The following is a 13,110-nucleotide window of genomic DNA, read 5'->3' on the forward strand; positions in this document are numbered from 1 at the left end:
CTACCCTAGGGACATATTTTGCCATAAAGCAAGAACAGGCTTGGCAACCCGTTATGATAAGTTTATAAAAAAGGAGCCGCTTAGAAAGCGGCTCCTTTTTTATTGGGTCCTTCGTTCTTATTTACAGGAACTGCCCGTTTTCATCGGTTTTCACTTTCATACGCTTGTCTCCGTTTTCCAGGGTGATTTTGTATTTCTTTTTGGCCCCTTTGGGCTCAGAGTAACTCACCAGGTACACGTCTTTGGCAATTTTCCAGCCTGGGTATTTGGTGACTACTGCTTTTGCCACCGCAGGGGGCAAGGCAGTGTTTGTGAATCTTTCGGCGGTACGCAGAAGCTTGCCGTTTTCATCATACGTGGCCAGGATTTTTCCTTGCGGGATCTCAAATGAAATGGAATAGTTGTCATAGTCATCTTCATACACACTTGAGGTTCTGATATCATAGGCCGCGGCCTCCCGCCGGAGTAATTTCACCGGTTCAGACACCTCATTTTTATCTAAGGCACTGAGGTATTTGTAATTGACGGCCGTCACCCTAATTTCAGGCAACTTGACGTCCTGCGCGGTCGCCAGGTTGACAAACCCCACCAGGAACAGGGCAAGGCTTGCCAGTAAGGGCAAAATGTTTAATCGTTTCATAGCTTTGAATATTTAGGTGATAGAATCTGGTAATGCTGTACTAGAAGGGGAAGTAGGATAAACCCTACCGGAAGTAGTTTCTGATCAGGGTGGAAGAGCGGGCTGGTCCGGGCGGGGGTAAACCCTTATGTGCGTTGGATCAGTCTGCCAATGGAGGATCTAAGAAAGAGCAGTGCCTGGCAACCGCCCTTTTGCGGGCCAGGGTGCCCGCCTGCCCAGGGGTCATGCCTGGGTAAAATCTTTTACTGGCGCCCCGCTGCGTTTGGGAGCCCCGTCTTATATTTTCTTAATGTACGTGGGGGAAGAAGTCACAAAAAATGCTGGCCCTTAGGCCCAGGCGCTGGGTGCCGCATTATCCCTACCTGGCGGGGAACCAAGTACTCAGGGGAGGTGATTGGTAACGAAGCCCCTGGCCCAATTTTTGGGTTGTTTCAGGTCTGCTTCTCACATTGTATTCGTACAAACTACAGTCGGCCTTTTAAAGTGTTCATGCCGCCCCGGTGGCCATTTTTCTGTCTTTTTTTTACACCGGCCATGGAAACGTAGCTATTTTTATTTCGCTCCCCGCCCAGCGTTTTCTTTTCATCTTAATATAGCACTACCATATATTAAGTACGTACTTTTCTTTGATCTGGTGAGGTAAAAAGCCATTTTAACAATTTCTTAAAACCTCTTTTTCAAGCTATTACCTCTAATACCTTACGTGCATTTGAAAACAGTGCAAACTCCTTTTTAGGCCTTATCGCCAAGGTGTTTCTCTGGGTTATGCTTAAACCACGCAAGTATGACTATTAGCTTCCATAGGCTATTGCAATGCCGGGCCACACAAGATTCTGCTTTTAAGGTCGTTTACAAAAAACAGGCTTAAAACGAACAGCCTCTCGGCTTGCTTTCGTACATTAGGCAATGGCTTTTGGCCGGTTGCCTGCTGAATTTTGAACCGGCGCCCTTGCTTATGATTATTTTGCAGAACTCCCTTACGCAGCTTGAGTACGACCCGTCCACGGATATCCTGTATCTGGACTGGCCTGACACCTCGCTTTTTACCCTGGAAGAGGTAAAGGGAACGCTGCAAGACACGGTGAAGGCCATCAAAGACTATGACATCAAGAAGCTGTTCATGGACTCTAGCCAACGGGAAATGAATTTCTATGACGCGGAGTTCTTAGAAGTGATGCAGGAGATTGCCTATAGCCTGCTGGATACCCGCCTGGCCAAGATAGCCCGCATCACCACCACAGACCATTACCGCGAGCAGAAGGTGCAAGAGGCGCAAGCAAGGGCAGGTATTCACTTACAGGTCAGGTCTTTCGCAGACAAAGAAACGGCCCTGGAATGGCTCAAAGACGCCTAACTCGAATGGCAAACCCGTTAATCTTAAAACCTGGGTGGGCGAACAAAGACCTCCCAGGTTATTTGTTTTAGGGCCGTTTTTCCAAAAACAGGCTTAAAACGCACTACCCAGCCCGCACCAAAAAATTCTATTCCCTGCCAAAAGAGGAGCATTTCTGTTTTGAAGGCGTTTTCCTGAAAACAGGCCTAAACCATGGCCAGGGGCTTTTTCTTCGGCTTTAGCCTATGAAAAACGAGAGGTTTGCATACCATTTACCACCGCGCAGATACCGCGCAAGATACCATCGTTTAAAAATTGTTTCCGTAACTTTGCCCCATGGAATTTACGGTTCAACAAATTGCTGATTTGCTCCGGGGTCAGGTGCTGGGAGATGGAAACGCCAAGGTAAGCAGACTGGCTAAAATTGAGGAAGGCACCCCCGGTTCGCTTTCTTTCCTGTCTAACACCAAGTACGAGCCTTATCTGTACACCACTGGCGCCACTGCCGTGATTGTGTCTAAAAACCTGGAGATAAAGCAGTCTGTTTCTACCAACCTTATTCAGGTAGAAGACCCTTACTCCTCTTTCTCTACCTTGCTGGAGATCTACCAGCAGGCCGTGGCCGCTTCGCGCGAAGGCGTGGAAGAGCCCTGCTTTATAGGCCAGAACTCCACCATTGGTGCCCGCCACTACCGTGGGGCCTTCTCTTATATTGGTAAGAACTGCCGCATAGGCGAAGGGGTCCATATTTACCCGCATGCCTACATTGGCGACAACGTGACTATTGGCGACAACACCGTGATCTACGCGGGCGTGAAGATCTACCCGGACACTGTGATCGGGAGCCATTGCACCCTCAACGCCGGCTGCGTGATTGGCAGCGACGGCTTTGGCTTCGCGCCGCAGAAAGACGGCTCTTACAAGGCCATTCCGCAGACGGGCAACGTGGTGCTGGGTGACCATGTACGCATAGGCGCCAATACCACCGTAGACTGCGCCACCATGGGCTCTACCATTATAGGCACCGGTTCTAAGATAGATAACCTGGTGCAGGTGGCCCATAACGTGGAGATAGGCAAGCACACCGTGGTGGCGGCCCAGACCGCTTTTGCCGGGTCTTCCAAAGTAGGCGACTACTGCACCATTGCCGGTCAGGTAGGCGTGGTAGGCCACGTGAAAATCGCGAATAAAACCATAGTAGGCGCTAAATCTGGCATCTCTAAAGACATAAAGGAAGAGGGTACGTTTGTGCAGGGCGCCCCCGCTTTTGACTATAAACAGAACCTGAGGGCCATGGCCGTTTTCCGGAAACTGCCCGAGTTGCAGAAACAGGTAGACGAACTCAGAGAAAAGCGTTAACTTTGGGCCCTCTTTACCTATTTAGTGCTTCATGAACGATAAACAGCATACCATTAAGGCGCCGGTGACGGTATCTGGTATTGGATTGCATACCGGAGTGGTGTCAAACATGACGTTTTTGCCCGCTCCCATCAACCACGGATACAAGTTCCAGCGCATTGATTTGCCGGAGCAGCCCATTGTAGACGCCGATGTAGACAATGTGGTAGACCTCTCCCGGGGCACTACTATTGAGCAGAACGGCGCCCGGGTGAACACCGTGGAGCACGTGCTGGCGGCACTGGTAGGTTTGGAGATAGACAACGTCCTCATTCAGATTGATGGCCCGGAGCCTCCTATCATGGACGGCTCCTCTATCCTGTTTGTGAACCCGCTGCTGGAGGTTGGCCTGGAAGAACAGAATGCCCTGCGTAACTTCTTTGAGGTACCCGAGGAGATCATGTTCCGGGACGGCGCCCGCGAAACCGAAATCGCGATCCTGCCCCTGGACAATTACCGCGTGACCGTGATGGTGGATTACCACTCCCCGGTACTGGGTAGCCAGCACGCCTCGCTCACAGACCTGAGCCAGTTCAAAGACGAGATTGCCTCTTGCCGCACCTTCTGTTTCCTGCATGAGCTGGAAATGCTCTACAAGCAGAATCTGATCAAAGGCGGTGACCTGAGCAATGCCATTGTGGTGGTAGACCGCGTGGTAGAGGAAAATGAGTTGGACTACCTGTCTGACCTACTCAAGAAGCCCAAAGTACAGGTAAAGAGCGAAGGTATTCTGAACAACGTAGACCTGCGTTACAAGAACGAGCCCGCCCGCCACAAACTCCTGGACCTGATTGGCGACCTGGCCCTGGTAGGCCGGCCGTTGAAAGGACAGATTCTGGCTGCCCGCCCCGGGCATGCGTCTAATGTGGCGTTTGCCAAAAAAATCAAGAAATACATCAAAGACTCCTCGGTGAAGAACGTGCCGGTGTATGACCCGAAGAAGACCCCGGTCATGGACATCAACCGCATCATGCAGACGCTTCCGCACCGGTATCCTTTTGTGTTCATAGATAAGATCATCCACCTGGATGAAACCACCGTGACCGGCATCAAGAACGTGACCATGAATGAGTCTTTCTTTCAGGGCCACTTCCCGGGCAACCCGGTTCTGCCAGGCGTGGTGCAGATAGAGGCCATGGCCCAGACAGGCGGCATTCTGGTGTTGAGCACCGTGCCAGACCCTGAGAACTACTGGACCTACTTCCTGGGCATTGACAAGTGCCGTTTCCGCCGCAAGGTGGTGCCGGGTGATACCATCGTGTTCAAATGTGAGCTGTTGGCCCCCATCAAGCGCGGCATCGCAAAAATGCAGGGCCAGGCCTACGTGGCGGGTCAATTGGTAATGGAAGCAGAGATGTCTGCCAGCATTGTAAGGAAAAACGCATGAACCAACCGCTAGCATATATCCACCCCGAAGCCAAGATTGCCACCAACGTGGTGATTGAGCCTTTCACCACCATCTCTAAAGACGTGGAAATTGGCGAAGGCACCTGGATTGGCCCTAACGTGACCATCATGGAAGGCGCCCGCATAGGCAAGAACTGCCAGATTTTTCCGGGAGCGGTTATTTCTGCCCCTCCGCAAGACCTTAAATACAAAGGCGAGCCCTCTACCGTGACCATCGGGGACAACACCATCATTAGGGAGTGCGTGACCCTGAACCGCGGCACGGCCTTAGATAAAAACACCACCGCCATTGGCAACAATTGCCTGATTATGGCCTACGTGCACGTAGCCCATGACTGCATTATTGGCAACCATGTAATTATAGCCAACGGGGTGCAGCTTGCCGGGCATATCGTGATCCATGACCATGTGTTTATTGGCGGTACCTCGGCGGTGCACCAGTTCGTGAGCATTGGCGCCCACGCCATGGTTTCAGGCGGGTCTTTGGTGCGCAAAGACGTGCCTCCTTTCATCAAGGCCGCCCGCGAGCCCCTTTCTTACGCCGGTGTAAACTCCATCGGCTTGCGCCGAAGAGGTTTCTCCAATGAGCAGATCACCGATATTCAGCAGATTTACCGTATCCTGTTCATGAGTGGTCTCAACACGGCCTCTGCGGTGGAGAAAATTGAGATTGACCTCTCGCCCAGCGCTGAGCGCGATGAGATCGTGAACTTTGTGCGCAACTCGGGCCGCGGCATTATCAAAGGTTACCAGAGAGATGCAGATTAAGCTTTCCTCTTTAGGCAAGCGTTACAATTACGAGTGGATTTTCCGGAATCTGTCCTTTGAGTTCGTCTCTGGCAAGGCCTACGCCGTTCTGGGGCACAACGGGTCCGGAAAATCCACGTTGCTTTCCATCATCAGCGGGTTTCAGCTTCCTTCTGAAGGCTCCGTTTCCTACGCCCTGAACGGGCAGAACATACCGGTAGAACAGGTATACCGTCACCTTTCTATGGCGGCCCCTTACCAGGACCTGCTGGAGGAGTTCACCCTGCTGGAGATGATCCAGTTCCATACCCGCTTCAAACCCCTGCGCGGCATCACCCCAGAACAATTACCAGATTTACTGCAACTGCAGGCTGCCAAACACAAACTTGTGCGCGATTTCTCGTCAGGCATGCGCCAGCGCCTCAAACTGGGCCTGGCCCTCTACTCAGACACACCCCTCCTGCTCCTGGATGAGCCCACCACCAACCTGGACCAGGCCGGCGTTGCCTGGTATCTGGAGCACCTGGAAAAGAACCGCCAGAACCGCCTGGTCATCATCGGGTCCAACGTGCCCCACGAATACAGCTTCTGCGACGAGCAGTTGCCTATCAACGAATACCACTACAAGAAAACTCTGCGATCTTAATCACTAACCCCTTTAGCGTTTTGGGCCTGTTTTCGGTAAAAAGCTTAAAAACGCAATAGCAGAGTTCCTTCTCCCTGAGGGAGAGGGTTAGGGGCACCGGTGAATGAAAGTCAGAGGCCTCTCGCAAGTAACCGTTTCCTAAATTCTAACCGCACGTTACACAGTGGAAGTTTTTCTAACTTTCAACTTCTTCCCCCTCATCCTACCCTTCTCACTCAGGGAGAAGGAACTGCTGCATTACTTTTTGAAGCGAGTAACGTAAGGCCGCAGATGGACAGAAGAAACTTCAGAAAAGAGCTGAGGAGAAACGCTACGGCCGCGGAGGTTATCTTATGGCAAGGCCTCAGAAATAGAAGTCTGCGCAAAAGAAAATTCAGAAGGCAGCATTCCATTGGCAATTTCATAGTGGATTTCATTTGTCTGGAAGAGCGGTTAGTAATAGAAGTAGATGGCGGGAGTCACCAAAACATTGGTACCCAGCGAGCAGATGAAGAACGCGACCAATGGCTGAAGGCACAAGGTTTCACTGTGTTACGCTTCACCAATGAGGAAATTTACCAAAATGTGGAGCGAGTGCTTTGGGCCATTGAAGATGCCTTTGATCAGAAGTAATGTTCTTCGATTTTTTGTCTTTGCGGCAGAAAACCAAATAGCAGCAGTTCCTTCTCCCTGAGGGAGAAGGTTAGGATGAGGGGGACTGTTTGAAGCTAGAAATACCTTACCCCATTCAACAACTTTTTAAAGGAATCCAGTTGCCAACCCTTACCTAAGAGCCACCGTTGCTCCCTCACCCTAATGCTCTCCCCCGGAGAGGGAATTCCCGTCAAACGTGCTCTGGGCGTGTTTTCTGGAAAACAGCCTCAAAACAGAAAAGCCACCGCAATCGGTGGCTTTTCTGTTTTAATTATAGCTATAGACTATTCGTTGGCTGGGTACATTTCTGGTGGTTCTTTCTCTTTAGTTTTGACGATGAACGGGCGCAGGGCCTCTGTCTCATCCAGGTACAGGAAGGCGTCATACCGCTCGGGGATGATGGTGGGCACGTAGTTGCCGTAGGCTTCGCGGTTGGGGTCATAGACCACGCCGATGGCCCGGTGGGCAATGAGTTGGCGCATTTCATCAATGTCACGGAGCTCGCGGGAAAGGAGGAGTTTATCGGTGGCGCCCAGGCTGTGGAGCCATTCTTCCCAGGAGCCTGCCCGGGCCGGCGGCACTTCCATCTTTTTCATGGGGGCGCCCCACGCCTCGCCGGCAATCACAGAGCCTTCATAAGACCCGAAGCCCGTGAGGTAGACATTCTCCCTTCCGTATTTTTCCCGGGCCAGCTGGCCTATGTTCACCATGCCAGCGCGGGCCATGTCGGTGAAGCGGGCATCACCTACGTGGGTGTTGTGTTCCCAGATAATGGCCTTCGCGTCTGGGCCATGGAATTCCAGCAGGCGGTTCAGGGTCTCCATCATGTGTTCATCGCGCACGTTCCAGGAACTTCCGCCGCCGCGTATCATGGCTTTGTAGTACCGCTCTGCGTTCACGGCCACCAGGGCGTTCTGCTCGGCGTCAAAAACGGCTTCTGAGTTTAGGGGCTCCGTCTGCTCCCGCTTGCCCAGTTCCTGCAGCATGGAAATCACCTCGTCTTCGCAGTCTTCTGAGACATAGGCCACTGCGCGGGCGTATTCCTGGGGGTCTGAACTATAAGGCTCAAAGCATTTGAAGGCTTCCTTGGCCGCTTTCATGGCCTTGCCGTCCTTCTGCTCTAGGTATTTCATGATCCGGTTGAGCGAGTCCCAGAGGCTGTAGACATCCAAGCCGTAGAACCCAATCTGGTTGGTAGTATTGGGGCGGTCATTGTGTTCTTTGAGCCACTCCACCAAGGCTGCAATTTCCCAGTTGCCCCACATCCAGGTGGGCCAGCGGTTAAAGTTCTTCAGCACGTCAGATACCTTGGTACCGGCCTTGCAGGATCCCCTTATAAATTTATTTACCTGGTAACAATCGGGCCAGTCTCCTTCCACGGCAATGAACGTGAAGCCTTTCTCCTCTATCAGGCGCTTGGAAATAGCCGTGCGCCAGCCGTAATATTCTGAGGTTCCGTGAGAGGCCTCACCCAGCATGACAATACGGGCGTCTCCAATGTCTTCCAGCAGAATATCTAAATCAGCTTTATTTTCAAGCCGGTGGTACGGCAGCTTTAAATACGTCATGGGTTAAGCGTAATATGAACTCCCTGCCTTTTACCGTTCCTTGCCGCATAATGTTTGCCCGTTTTTAGCCTATTTTTTCAAAAAAAGGTCAAAAATGCCCGCCCCAAAATGCGCTTTCTTGGAATAAGGAAATTCAAAACCAACATTGAAAGAACTGAGCCTGAATCAGTAACCGTATCTGACTATGCACAAAAAGGAGCCATTCAACCCCGCGTTAACAGCTGTTTAAACAGGGCTTTCACATAAAAGGCCCACCGCCCGCTAACAAGTAGCGGGCGGTGGGCCTGAAGAGCAAAGGGGGCAAAAAGAAATTACCTGGACCCGAACACGCGTTTCAAAAGTTCAGTGGTGCGGGCAATGGGATTCTCCCTGATATTGGCTTCTTCCTGGGCCACCAAGGTAAACAAACCGTCAATGGCCTTTTGGGTGGCATAGGACTCCAGGTCTGGGTTCACTTTCTGCACCACGGGTATTTTGTTGTAGCGGTTCACCAGTTCTGAGTAATACCGGGTGGCGTTCACGCGGTCAAGGCTCTGCTTCATGATCGGGCTGAACGCTGAGGTCAACTGCGAGGTAGTGGTCCGCTTCAGGTATTGGGTGGCAGCGTCTTTCTCCCCGCGCAGAATGTTCCAGACATCACTAAAGGTGAGCTGCTTAATGGCATTCAAAAAGATAGGGGCGGCACTTTTGGCAGCATCCTCGGCCCCGCGGTTCAGGCTCAGGATAAACTTATCTACCTCAGACCCCAGCCCTACCGACCGAAGCGTGTTCTCCACCTTTTTTACGTCTGGCGGAAAAGGGATTCTGATGAGGCTGTTTTTGTAGAAGCCATCGGTCTGGGCGGCTTGGGTAGCGCCTTTGTTAATACCCTGTGACAAAGCTTGTTTTAAGCCCATGGAAACCTCAGACTGGGTAAGGGGCACATTCTGGCCGGTGGTCTGCATGACACCGTCCATGGTCTGCTGAATCTGGCTGGCGGTGCAACCGGACAGTGCCAGCATAAAGAGTCCAGCTAAAACAAAGTAAGAAGAGAGTAGTTTCTTCATAGGTGCGTACATGTTTATTACATTTGAGGGAATACGTGTCTCCACCGTCTACGCATAAATCAAGCCAAATAAATGGAAAAAGAAATATCGGCAGAAATCATTACCATAGGCGATGAGCTTCTGTACGGCCAGGTTATTGACACTAACTCGGCGTGGCTGGGCCAGGAACTGGGCCTGATTGGGGTAAGGGTACGGCAGATCACCAGCATCTCAGATAACCCGCAGGCCATCAAAGACGCCCTCACCAACGCCCTCTCCCGCGCCCAGGTCATTCTGATGACCGGCGGACTGGGTCCTACCAAAGATGACCTGACCAAGCACACGCTGGCCTCCTACTTTAACACAGAGCTGCAGTTGCACCAACCGTCCTTAGACGATGTGGAAGCCATTTTCAGGAAATACAACCGGCCCATGCTGGAGGTGAACCGCCAGCAGGCGTTTCTGCCAGCTTCCTGCACCCCCATCCGGAACCCGTTGGGCACCGCCCCCGGCATGCTGTTTGAGGAAAAAGGCGCTTTGGTGGTTTCCATGCCCGGGGTGCCCTTTGAGATGAAGCGCATGGTCACCGACACTGTTTTGCCCCTCCTCCAGCAGCACTTCTGGCTGCCTAAGATCATCCATAAGGTCATCCAGACCATTGGCGTGGGCGAGTCTTTCCTGGCAGAGGCCATTGCCGAATGGGAAGACAACCTCCCCGAAAACCTGAAACTGGCCTACCTGCCTTACCTGGCCGGCGTGCGCCTGCGCCTGACCGGCCTCTCAGATGGCGTCCATGACCTGGAAGCTCAGTTGCGGGAGCAGGTAGACAAAGTAACAACCCTTATCCCAGACGCTATTTTTGCCTACGGTGAGGTCTCATTGGAAGAAGCCATTGGTCAGCTGTTGAAAGCCAGGAACCTGACCCTGGCCACGGCTGAAAGCTGCACCGGCGGCTTGGTGGCCCACAAGATCACCAGCGTACCCGGCAGCTCGGCGTATTTTACGGGCAGCGTGGTGGCCTACAGCAATGCCGTGAAGACAAACCAGTTGGGCGTTTCTGAGGAGCTACTGGCCCAACATGGCGCCGTGAGCGAGGAAACCGTGAAGGCCATGGCCCAGGGCGTGCGGCAGTTGCTGCACACAGACATTGGCCTAGCCACCAGCGGCATTGCCGGCCCAGACGGCGGCACGCCAGAGAAGCCCGTGGGCACCATCTGGATAGCCTACGCAGATGCCCACCAAACCGTGGCACGCAAAATAAGCTACAATAAAACCCGCCTGCTCAATATAGAGTACACGGCCTTGCAGGTATTGAACCTGGTGCGGCAAAGTTTACCTGCCCAGGTGGCGGGATAACTAAAAATTTCTAATTTTGCCTAACAACGGTTAGGTAACTCAAAACTGCGGGCAGATAACAGAAATCCTTTTTCTGTTTTTATGTACCTTGCATAGGACTGAGTACCTTTCTTTATTAACCCGCCCTGAAATCCTGTTTTCTGGGTGCGCTAAACTGATAACTGAACTACTGACAATATGGCCCTTGTAGAAATGGTGATGCCCAAAATGGGCGAGAGTATAATGGAAGGTACCGTGCTTAAATGGTTGAAGCAAGTAGGCGACACCATTGAGCAGGACGAATCTGTATTGGAAGTGGCCACCGACAAAGTGGATACCGAAGTACCCGCCATTCAAGCCGGAATATTGAAAGAGATTCTGGTGCAGGAAGGACAGGTGGTAGCCGTGGGTGCCCCCATCGCCATCATCAGCACCGGTGGTGAGGACCAGCCTTCTGCCGCCCCAGCCGCTGAACAGGCTGCTCCTGCTGCCCAGCCGACTACCCAACCCGCCGCTCACCCCGCCGAGGCGCCCCAGGCCACGGCCCAGACCTCACAACGTCTGGAGCAACCGGCCTCGGGCCGTTTCTACTCCCCGCTGGTGATGAACATTGCCCGTGAGGAAGGCATTACCATGCAGGAACTTGAATTTGTACCAGGCACCGGCAATGAGGGACGCGTGACCAAGAAAGACATTCTGGAATACGTGGTCAACCGCCAAAGCGGAGCTGCTCCCGCTGCTGCCCAACCAGCCGCAGCTCAGCCACAAGCCCCAGCTTCTCAGGCCGCGCCTCAACAAGCCGCCCCTGCTCCTTCTGTTCCGGCCCCGGCCCAATCATACAGCGGCGACGCAGAGATCATTGAGATGGACCGCATGCGCAAAATGATTGCCCAGCGCATGGTAGACAGCAAGCGTATCTCTCCGCACGTAACCTCATTTGTGGAGGCCGATGTGACCAACATTGTGAACTGGCGGAACAAAAATAAAGACGCCTACAAGAAGCGCGAAGGCGAGAACCTGACCTTCACCCCTATCTTCATTGAAGCCATCGTGAAAGCCATCAAGGACTTCCCGATGATCAATGTGAGCGTAGACGGCGACCGCATCATCAAGAAACGCAACATCAACATTGGCGTAGCCGTGGCCCTGCCCAGCGGTAACCTGATTGTGCCCGTGATCCATAACGCCGACCAGATGAACCTGAACGGTATTTCTAAGAAGCTGAATGACCTGGCCAACCGCGCCCGCATCAATAAACTAACCGCCGCAGACCTGGCCGACCCTACCTACACCGTTTCAAACGTGGGTTCATTTGGCAACGTGATGGGCACGCCTATCATCATGCAGCCGCAGGTAGCCATCATGGCCGTGGGTGCCATTAAGAAGAAGCCAGCGGTCATTGAAACGCCAGAAGGAGACCTGATAGGCATCCGGCAGTTCATGTTCCTATCGCACTCCTATGACCACCGCGTGGTAGATGGTTCTCTGGGCGGGAACTTTGTGCGCCGCGTAGCCGATTACCTGGAAGGCTTTGACCCCAACACCGCTATTTAATTTACAGGTTTGAAGATTTAAAAATGCTCTACTAACAGAAAAGCCTCTCCTAAATGGAGAGGCTTTTTATTTGGAAACGTTTTAAGCCTGTTTTCTGAAAAACAGGCTTAAAACAGGAAATACAGAACCCACTCCTGAAGAAGATAGTAAAAGCCTTATCTTGCCGCGGCACGCCGATGGCCCTTTACCTACCAATCCTATGAAAAACACTTTATTCCTGATTCTAATTGCGTTCCTGCTGTTCCTGGCCATCTTCTTTTACTGGAAACAAAGCCAGGCCGAAAGCGAGCTTACCATGGCCAACGACAAAATCACCAGCCTGGAGCAACAGGTGCGGCGCTTCACCCGCAACCTTCCGCCAGATACGGTAGGTCCCATGCAATCTACCCAACCAGAATTGAAAGACTCCACCGCTGAGGAAGAAGAGGAAAGGATCATTCCGCCGGCCTCTACCCAATTTGAAGACGAGTTGGGCAGCCTGAGCGAAGCAGACATTGCCCGCCTCAAGCGCCAGGGCCTCAAAAACCCAGAGGCTGACCTGATGAACGACCTCATGCGCAAGCAGAAGACCGTATTGAACGCCACTGGCTCCGTAGGCGGCACCATGGCCATCCGGGACGTAAGAATTCTGAACGACCACTATGCCCTGGCCTACTTTGAGGACGGGCACAACGGCGGCCACATGGTACTGCGTTACACCGTGAAAAACGGGGCCATCACCTGGACCCGCCTGGATTCTTATACCATGTAACGTTTTGGGGCAGTTTTCAGAAAAACAGGCTTAAAACGAAAAAGGGGCTGCTCCATCTGGAGCAGCCCCTTTT

Annotated in this window: 12 protein-coding genes; 9 read left to right on the forward strand and 3 right to left on the reverse strand. The window is 52.5% G+C overall.

Annotated elements, in window-relative coordinates; all coding sequences use genetic code 11:
• Nucleotides 1-121: 121 nt before the first annotated feature.
• Nucleotides 122-640: a PepSY-like domain-containing protein gene (locus tag TH63_RS13015; RefSeq protein ID WP_048921318.1), complete on the reverse strand. Its 519-nt coding sequence runs from the start codon at nt 638-640 to the stop codon at nt 122-124.
• A 955-nt stretch (nt 641-1,595) separates the two neighbouring features.
• Here TH63_RS13015 and TH63_RS13020 point away from each other — a divergent pair.
• The 6 genes from TH63_RS13020 to TH63_RS13045 all read left to right on the forward strand — a co-directional run bounded on the left by TH63_RS13020 (nt 1,596) and on the right by TH63_RS13045 (nt 6,783).
• Complete coding sequence (locus TH63_RS13020) at nt 1,596-1,994, forward strand: hypothetical protein (RefSeq protein WP_156180603.1); 399 nt, start codon at nt 1,596-1,598, stop codon at nt 1,992-1,994.
• Nucleotides 1,995-2,309: 315 nt separating this feature from the next.
• Nucleotides 2,310-3,332 carry a UDP-3-O-(3-hydroxymyristoyl)glucosamine N-acyltransferase gene (gene lpxD, locus TH63_RS13025; protein WP_048921320.1) on the forward strand — a complete coding sequence of 341 codons (1,023 nt, stop codon included), beginning with the start codon at nt 2,310-2,312 and terminating at the stop codon, nt 3,330-3,332.
• Between the two features lie 31 nt (nt 3,333-3,363).
• The gene (locus tag TH63_RS13030) at nt 3,364-4,758 is read left to right on the forward strand and encodes a bifunctional UDP-3-O-[3-hydroxymyristoyl] N-acetylglucosamine deacetylase/3-hydroxyacyl-ACP dehydratase (protein ID WP_048921321.1); all 1,395 of its coding nucleotides are present in this window, start codon (nt 3,364-3,366) and stop codon (nt 4,756-4,758) included.
• Nucleotides 4,755-5,546 carry an acyl-ACP--UDP-N-acetylglucosamine O-acyltransferase gene (lpxA, locus tag TH63_RS13035; protein ID WP_048921322.1) on the forward strand — a complete coding sequence of 264 codons (792 nt, stop codon included), beginning with the start codon at nt 4,755-4,757 and terminating at the stop codon, nt 5,544-5,546. The genes TH63_RS13030 and lpxA overlap by 4 nt, the downstream gene beginning before the upstream one ends.
• On the forward strand, nt 5,536-6,171 hold the full coding sequence (locus TH63_RS13040) for an ABC transporter ATP-binding protein (RefSeq protein WP_048921323.1): 636 nt from the start codon (nt 5,536-5,538) through the stop codon (nt 6,169-6,171). Before lpxA ends, TH63_RS13040 begins: the two co-directional genes overlap by 11 nt.
• A 270-nt stretch (nt 6,172-6,441) precedes the next feature.
• Complete coding sequence (locus tag TH63_RS13045) at nt 6,442-6,783, forward strand: endonuclease domain-containing protein (RefSeq protein WP_048921324.1); 342 nt, start codon at nt 6,442-6,444, stop codon at nt 6,781-6,783.
• Between the two features lie 305 nt (nt 6,784-7,088).
• Here TH63_RS13045 and TH63_RS13050 read toward each other — a convergent pair whose 3' ends face one another.
• Both TH63_RS13050 and TH63_RS13055 read right to left on the reverse strand, forming a co-directional pair.
• Nucleotides 7,089-8,372, reverse strand: a complete 1,284-nt coding sequence (locus TH63_RS13050) for an erythromycin esterase family protein (protein WP_048921325.1) — start codon at nt 8,370-8,372, stop codon at nt 7,089-7,091.
• Between the two features lie 311 nt (nt 8,373-8,683).
• Nucleotides 8,684-9,418, reverse strand: coding sequence for a DUF4197 domain-containing protein (locus tag TH63_RS13055; protein WP_048921326.1), 735 nt, complete (start codon nt 9,416-9,418; stop codon nt 8,684-8,686).
• Between the two features lie 72 nt (nt 9,419-9,490).
• On the opposite strand from TH63_RS13055, the gene TH63_RS13060 reads away from it, so the two are divergent.
• From TH63_RS13060 to TH63_RS13070, 3 genes are all read left to right on the forward strand, one after another.
• Complete coding sequence (locus TH63_RS13060) at nt 9,491-10,753, forward strand: competence/damage-inducible protein A (RefSeq protein WP_048921327.1); 1,263 nt, start codon at nt 9,491-9,493, stop codon at nt 10,751-10,753.
• A gap of 177 nt (nt 10,754-10,930) precedes the next feature.
• Nucleotides 10,931-12,286, forward strand: coding sequence for a dihydrolipoamide acetyltransferase family protein (locus tag TH63_RS13065; protein WP_048921328.1), 1,356 nt, complete (start codon nt 10,931-10,933; stop codon nt 12,284-12,286).
• A gap of 199 nt (nt 12,287-12,485) precedes the next feature.
• A complete protein-coding gene (locus TH63_RS13070; RefSeq protein WP_048921329.1) occupies nt 12,486-13,037 on the forward strand; it encodes a hypothetical protein in 552 nt (183 codons plus the stop codon).
• Nucleotides 13,038-13,110 lie beyond the last annotated feature (73 nt).

This window comes from Rufibacter radiotolerans, from assembly GCF_001078055.1.
Taxonomy (GTDB): Bacteria; Bacteroidota; Bacteroidia; order Cytophagales; family Hymenobacteraceae; genus Nibribacter; species Nibribacter radiotolerans.

What these genes read in the sequence shown, in the direction of transcription:
- TH63_RS13015 (WP_048921318.1), bottom strand. Translation starts at nt 640, where the DNA reads ATGAAACGATTAAACATTTTGCCCTTACTGGCAAGCCTTGCCCTGTTC.
- TH63_RS13020 (WP_156180603.1), top strand. Translation starts at nt 1,596, where the DNA reads ATGATTATTTTGCAGAACTCCCTTACGCAGCTTGAGTACGACCCGTCC.
- lpxD (WP_048921320.1), top strand. Translation starts at nt 2,310, where the DNA reads ATGGAATTTACGGTTCAACAAATTGCTGATTTGCTCCGGGGTCAGGTG.
- TH63_RS13030 (WP_048921321.1), top strand. Translation starts at nt 3,364, where the DNA reads ATGAACGATAAACAGCATACCATTAAGGCGCCGGTGACGGTATCTGGT.
- lpxA (WP_048921322.1), top strand. Translation starts at nt 4,755, where the DNA reads ATGAACCAACCGCTAGCATATATCCACCCCGAAGCCAAGATTGCCACC.
- TH63_RS13040 (WP_048921323.1), top strand. Translation starts at nt 5,536, where the DNA reads ATGCAGATTAAGCTTTCCTCTTTAGGCAAGCGTTACAATTACGAGTGG.
- TH63_RS13045 (WP_048921324.1), top strand. Translation starts at nt 6,442, where the DNA reads ATGGACAGAAGAAACTTCAGAAAAGAGCTGAGGAGAAACGCTACGGCC.
- TH63_RS13050 (WP_048921325.1), bottom strand. Translation starts at nt 8,372, where the DNA reads ATGACGTATTTAAAGCTGCCGTACCACCGGCTTGAAAATAAAGCTGAT.
- TH63_RS13055 (WP_048921326.1), bottom strand. Translation starts at nt 9,418, where the DNA reads ATGAAGAAACTACTCTCTTCTTACTTTGTTTTAGCTGGACTCTTTATG.
- TH63_RS13060 (WP_048921327.1), top strand. Translation starts at nt 9,491, where the DNA reads ATGGAAAAAGAAATATCGGCAGAAATCATTACCATAGGCGATGAGCTT.
- TH63_RS13065 (WP_048921328.1), top strand. Translation starts at nt 10,931, where the DNA reads ATGGCCCTTGTAGAAATGGTGATGCCCAAAATGGGCGAGAGTATAATG.
- TH63_RS13070 (WP_048921329.1), top strand. Translation starts at nt 12,486, where the DNA reads ATGAAAAACACTTTATTCCTGATTCTAATTGCGTTCCTGCTGTTCCTG.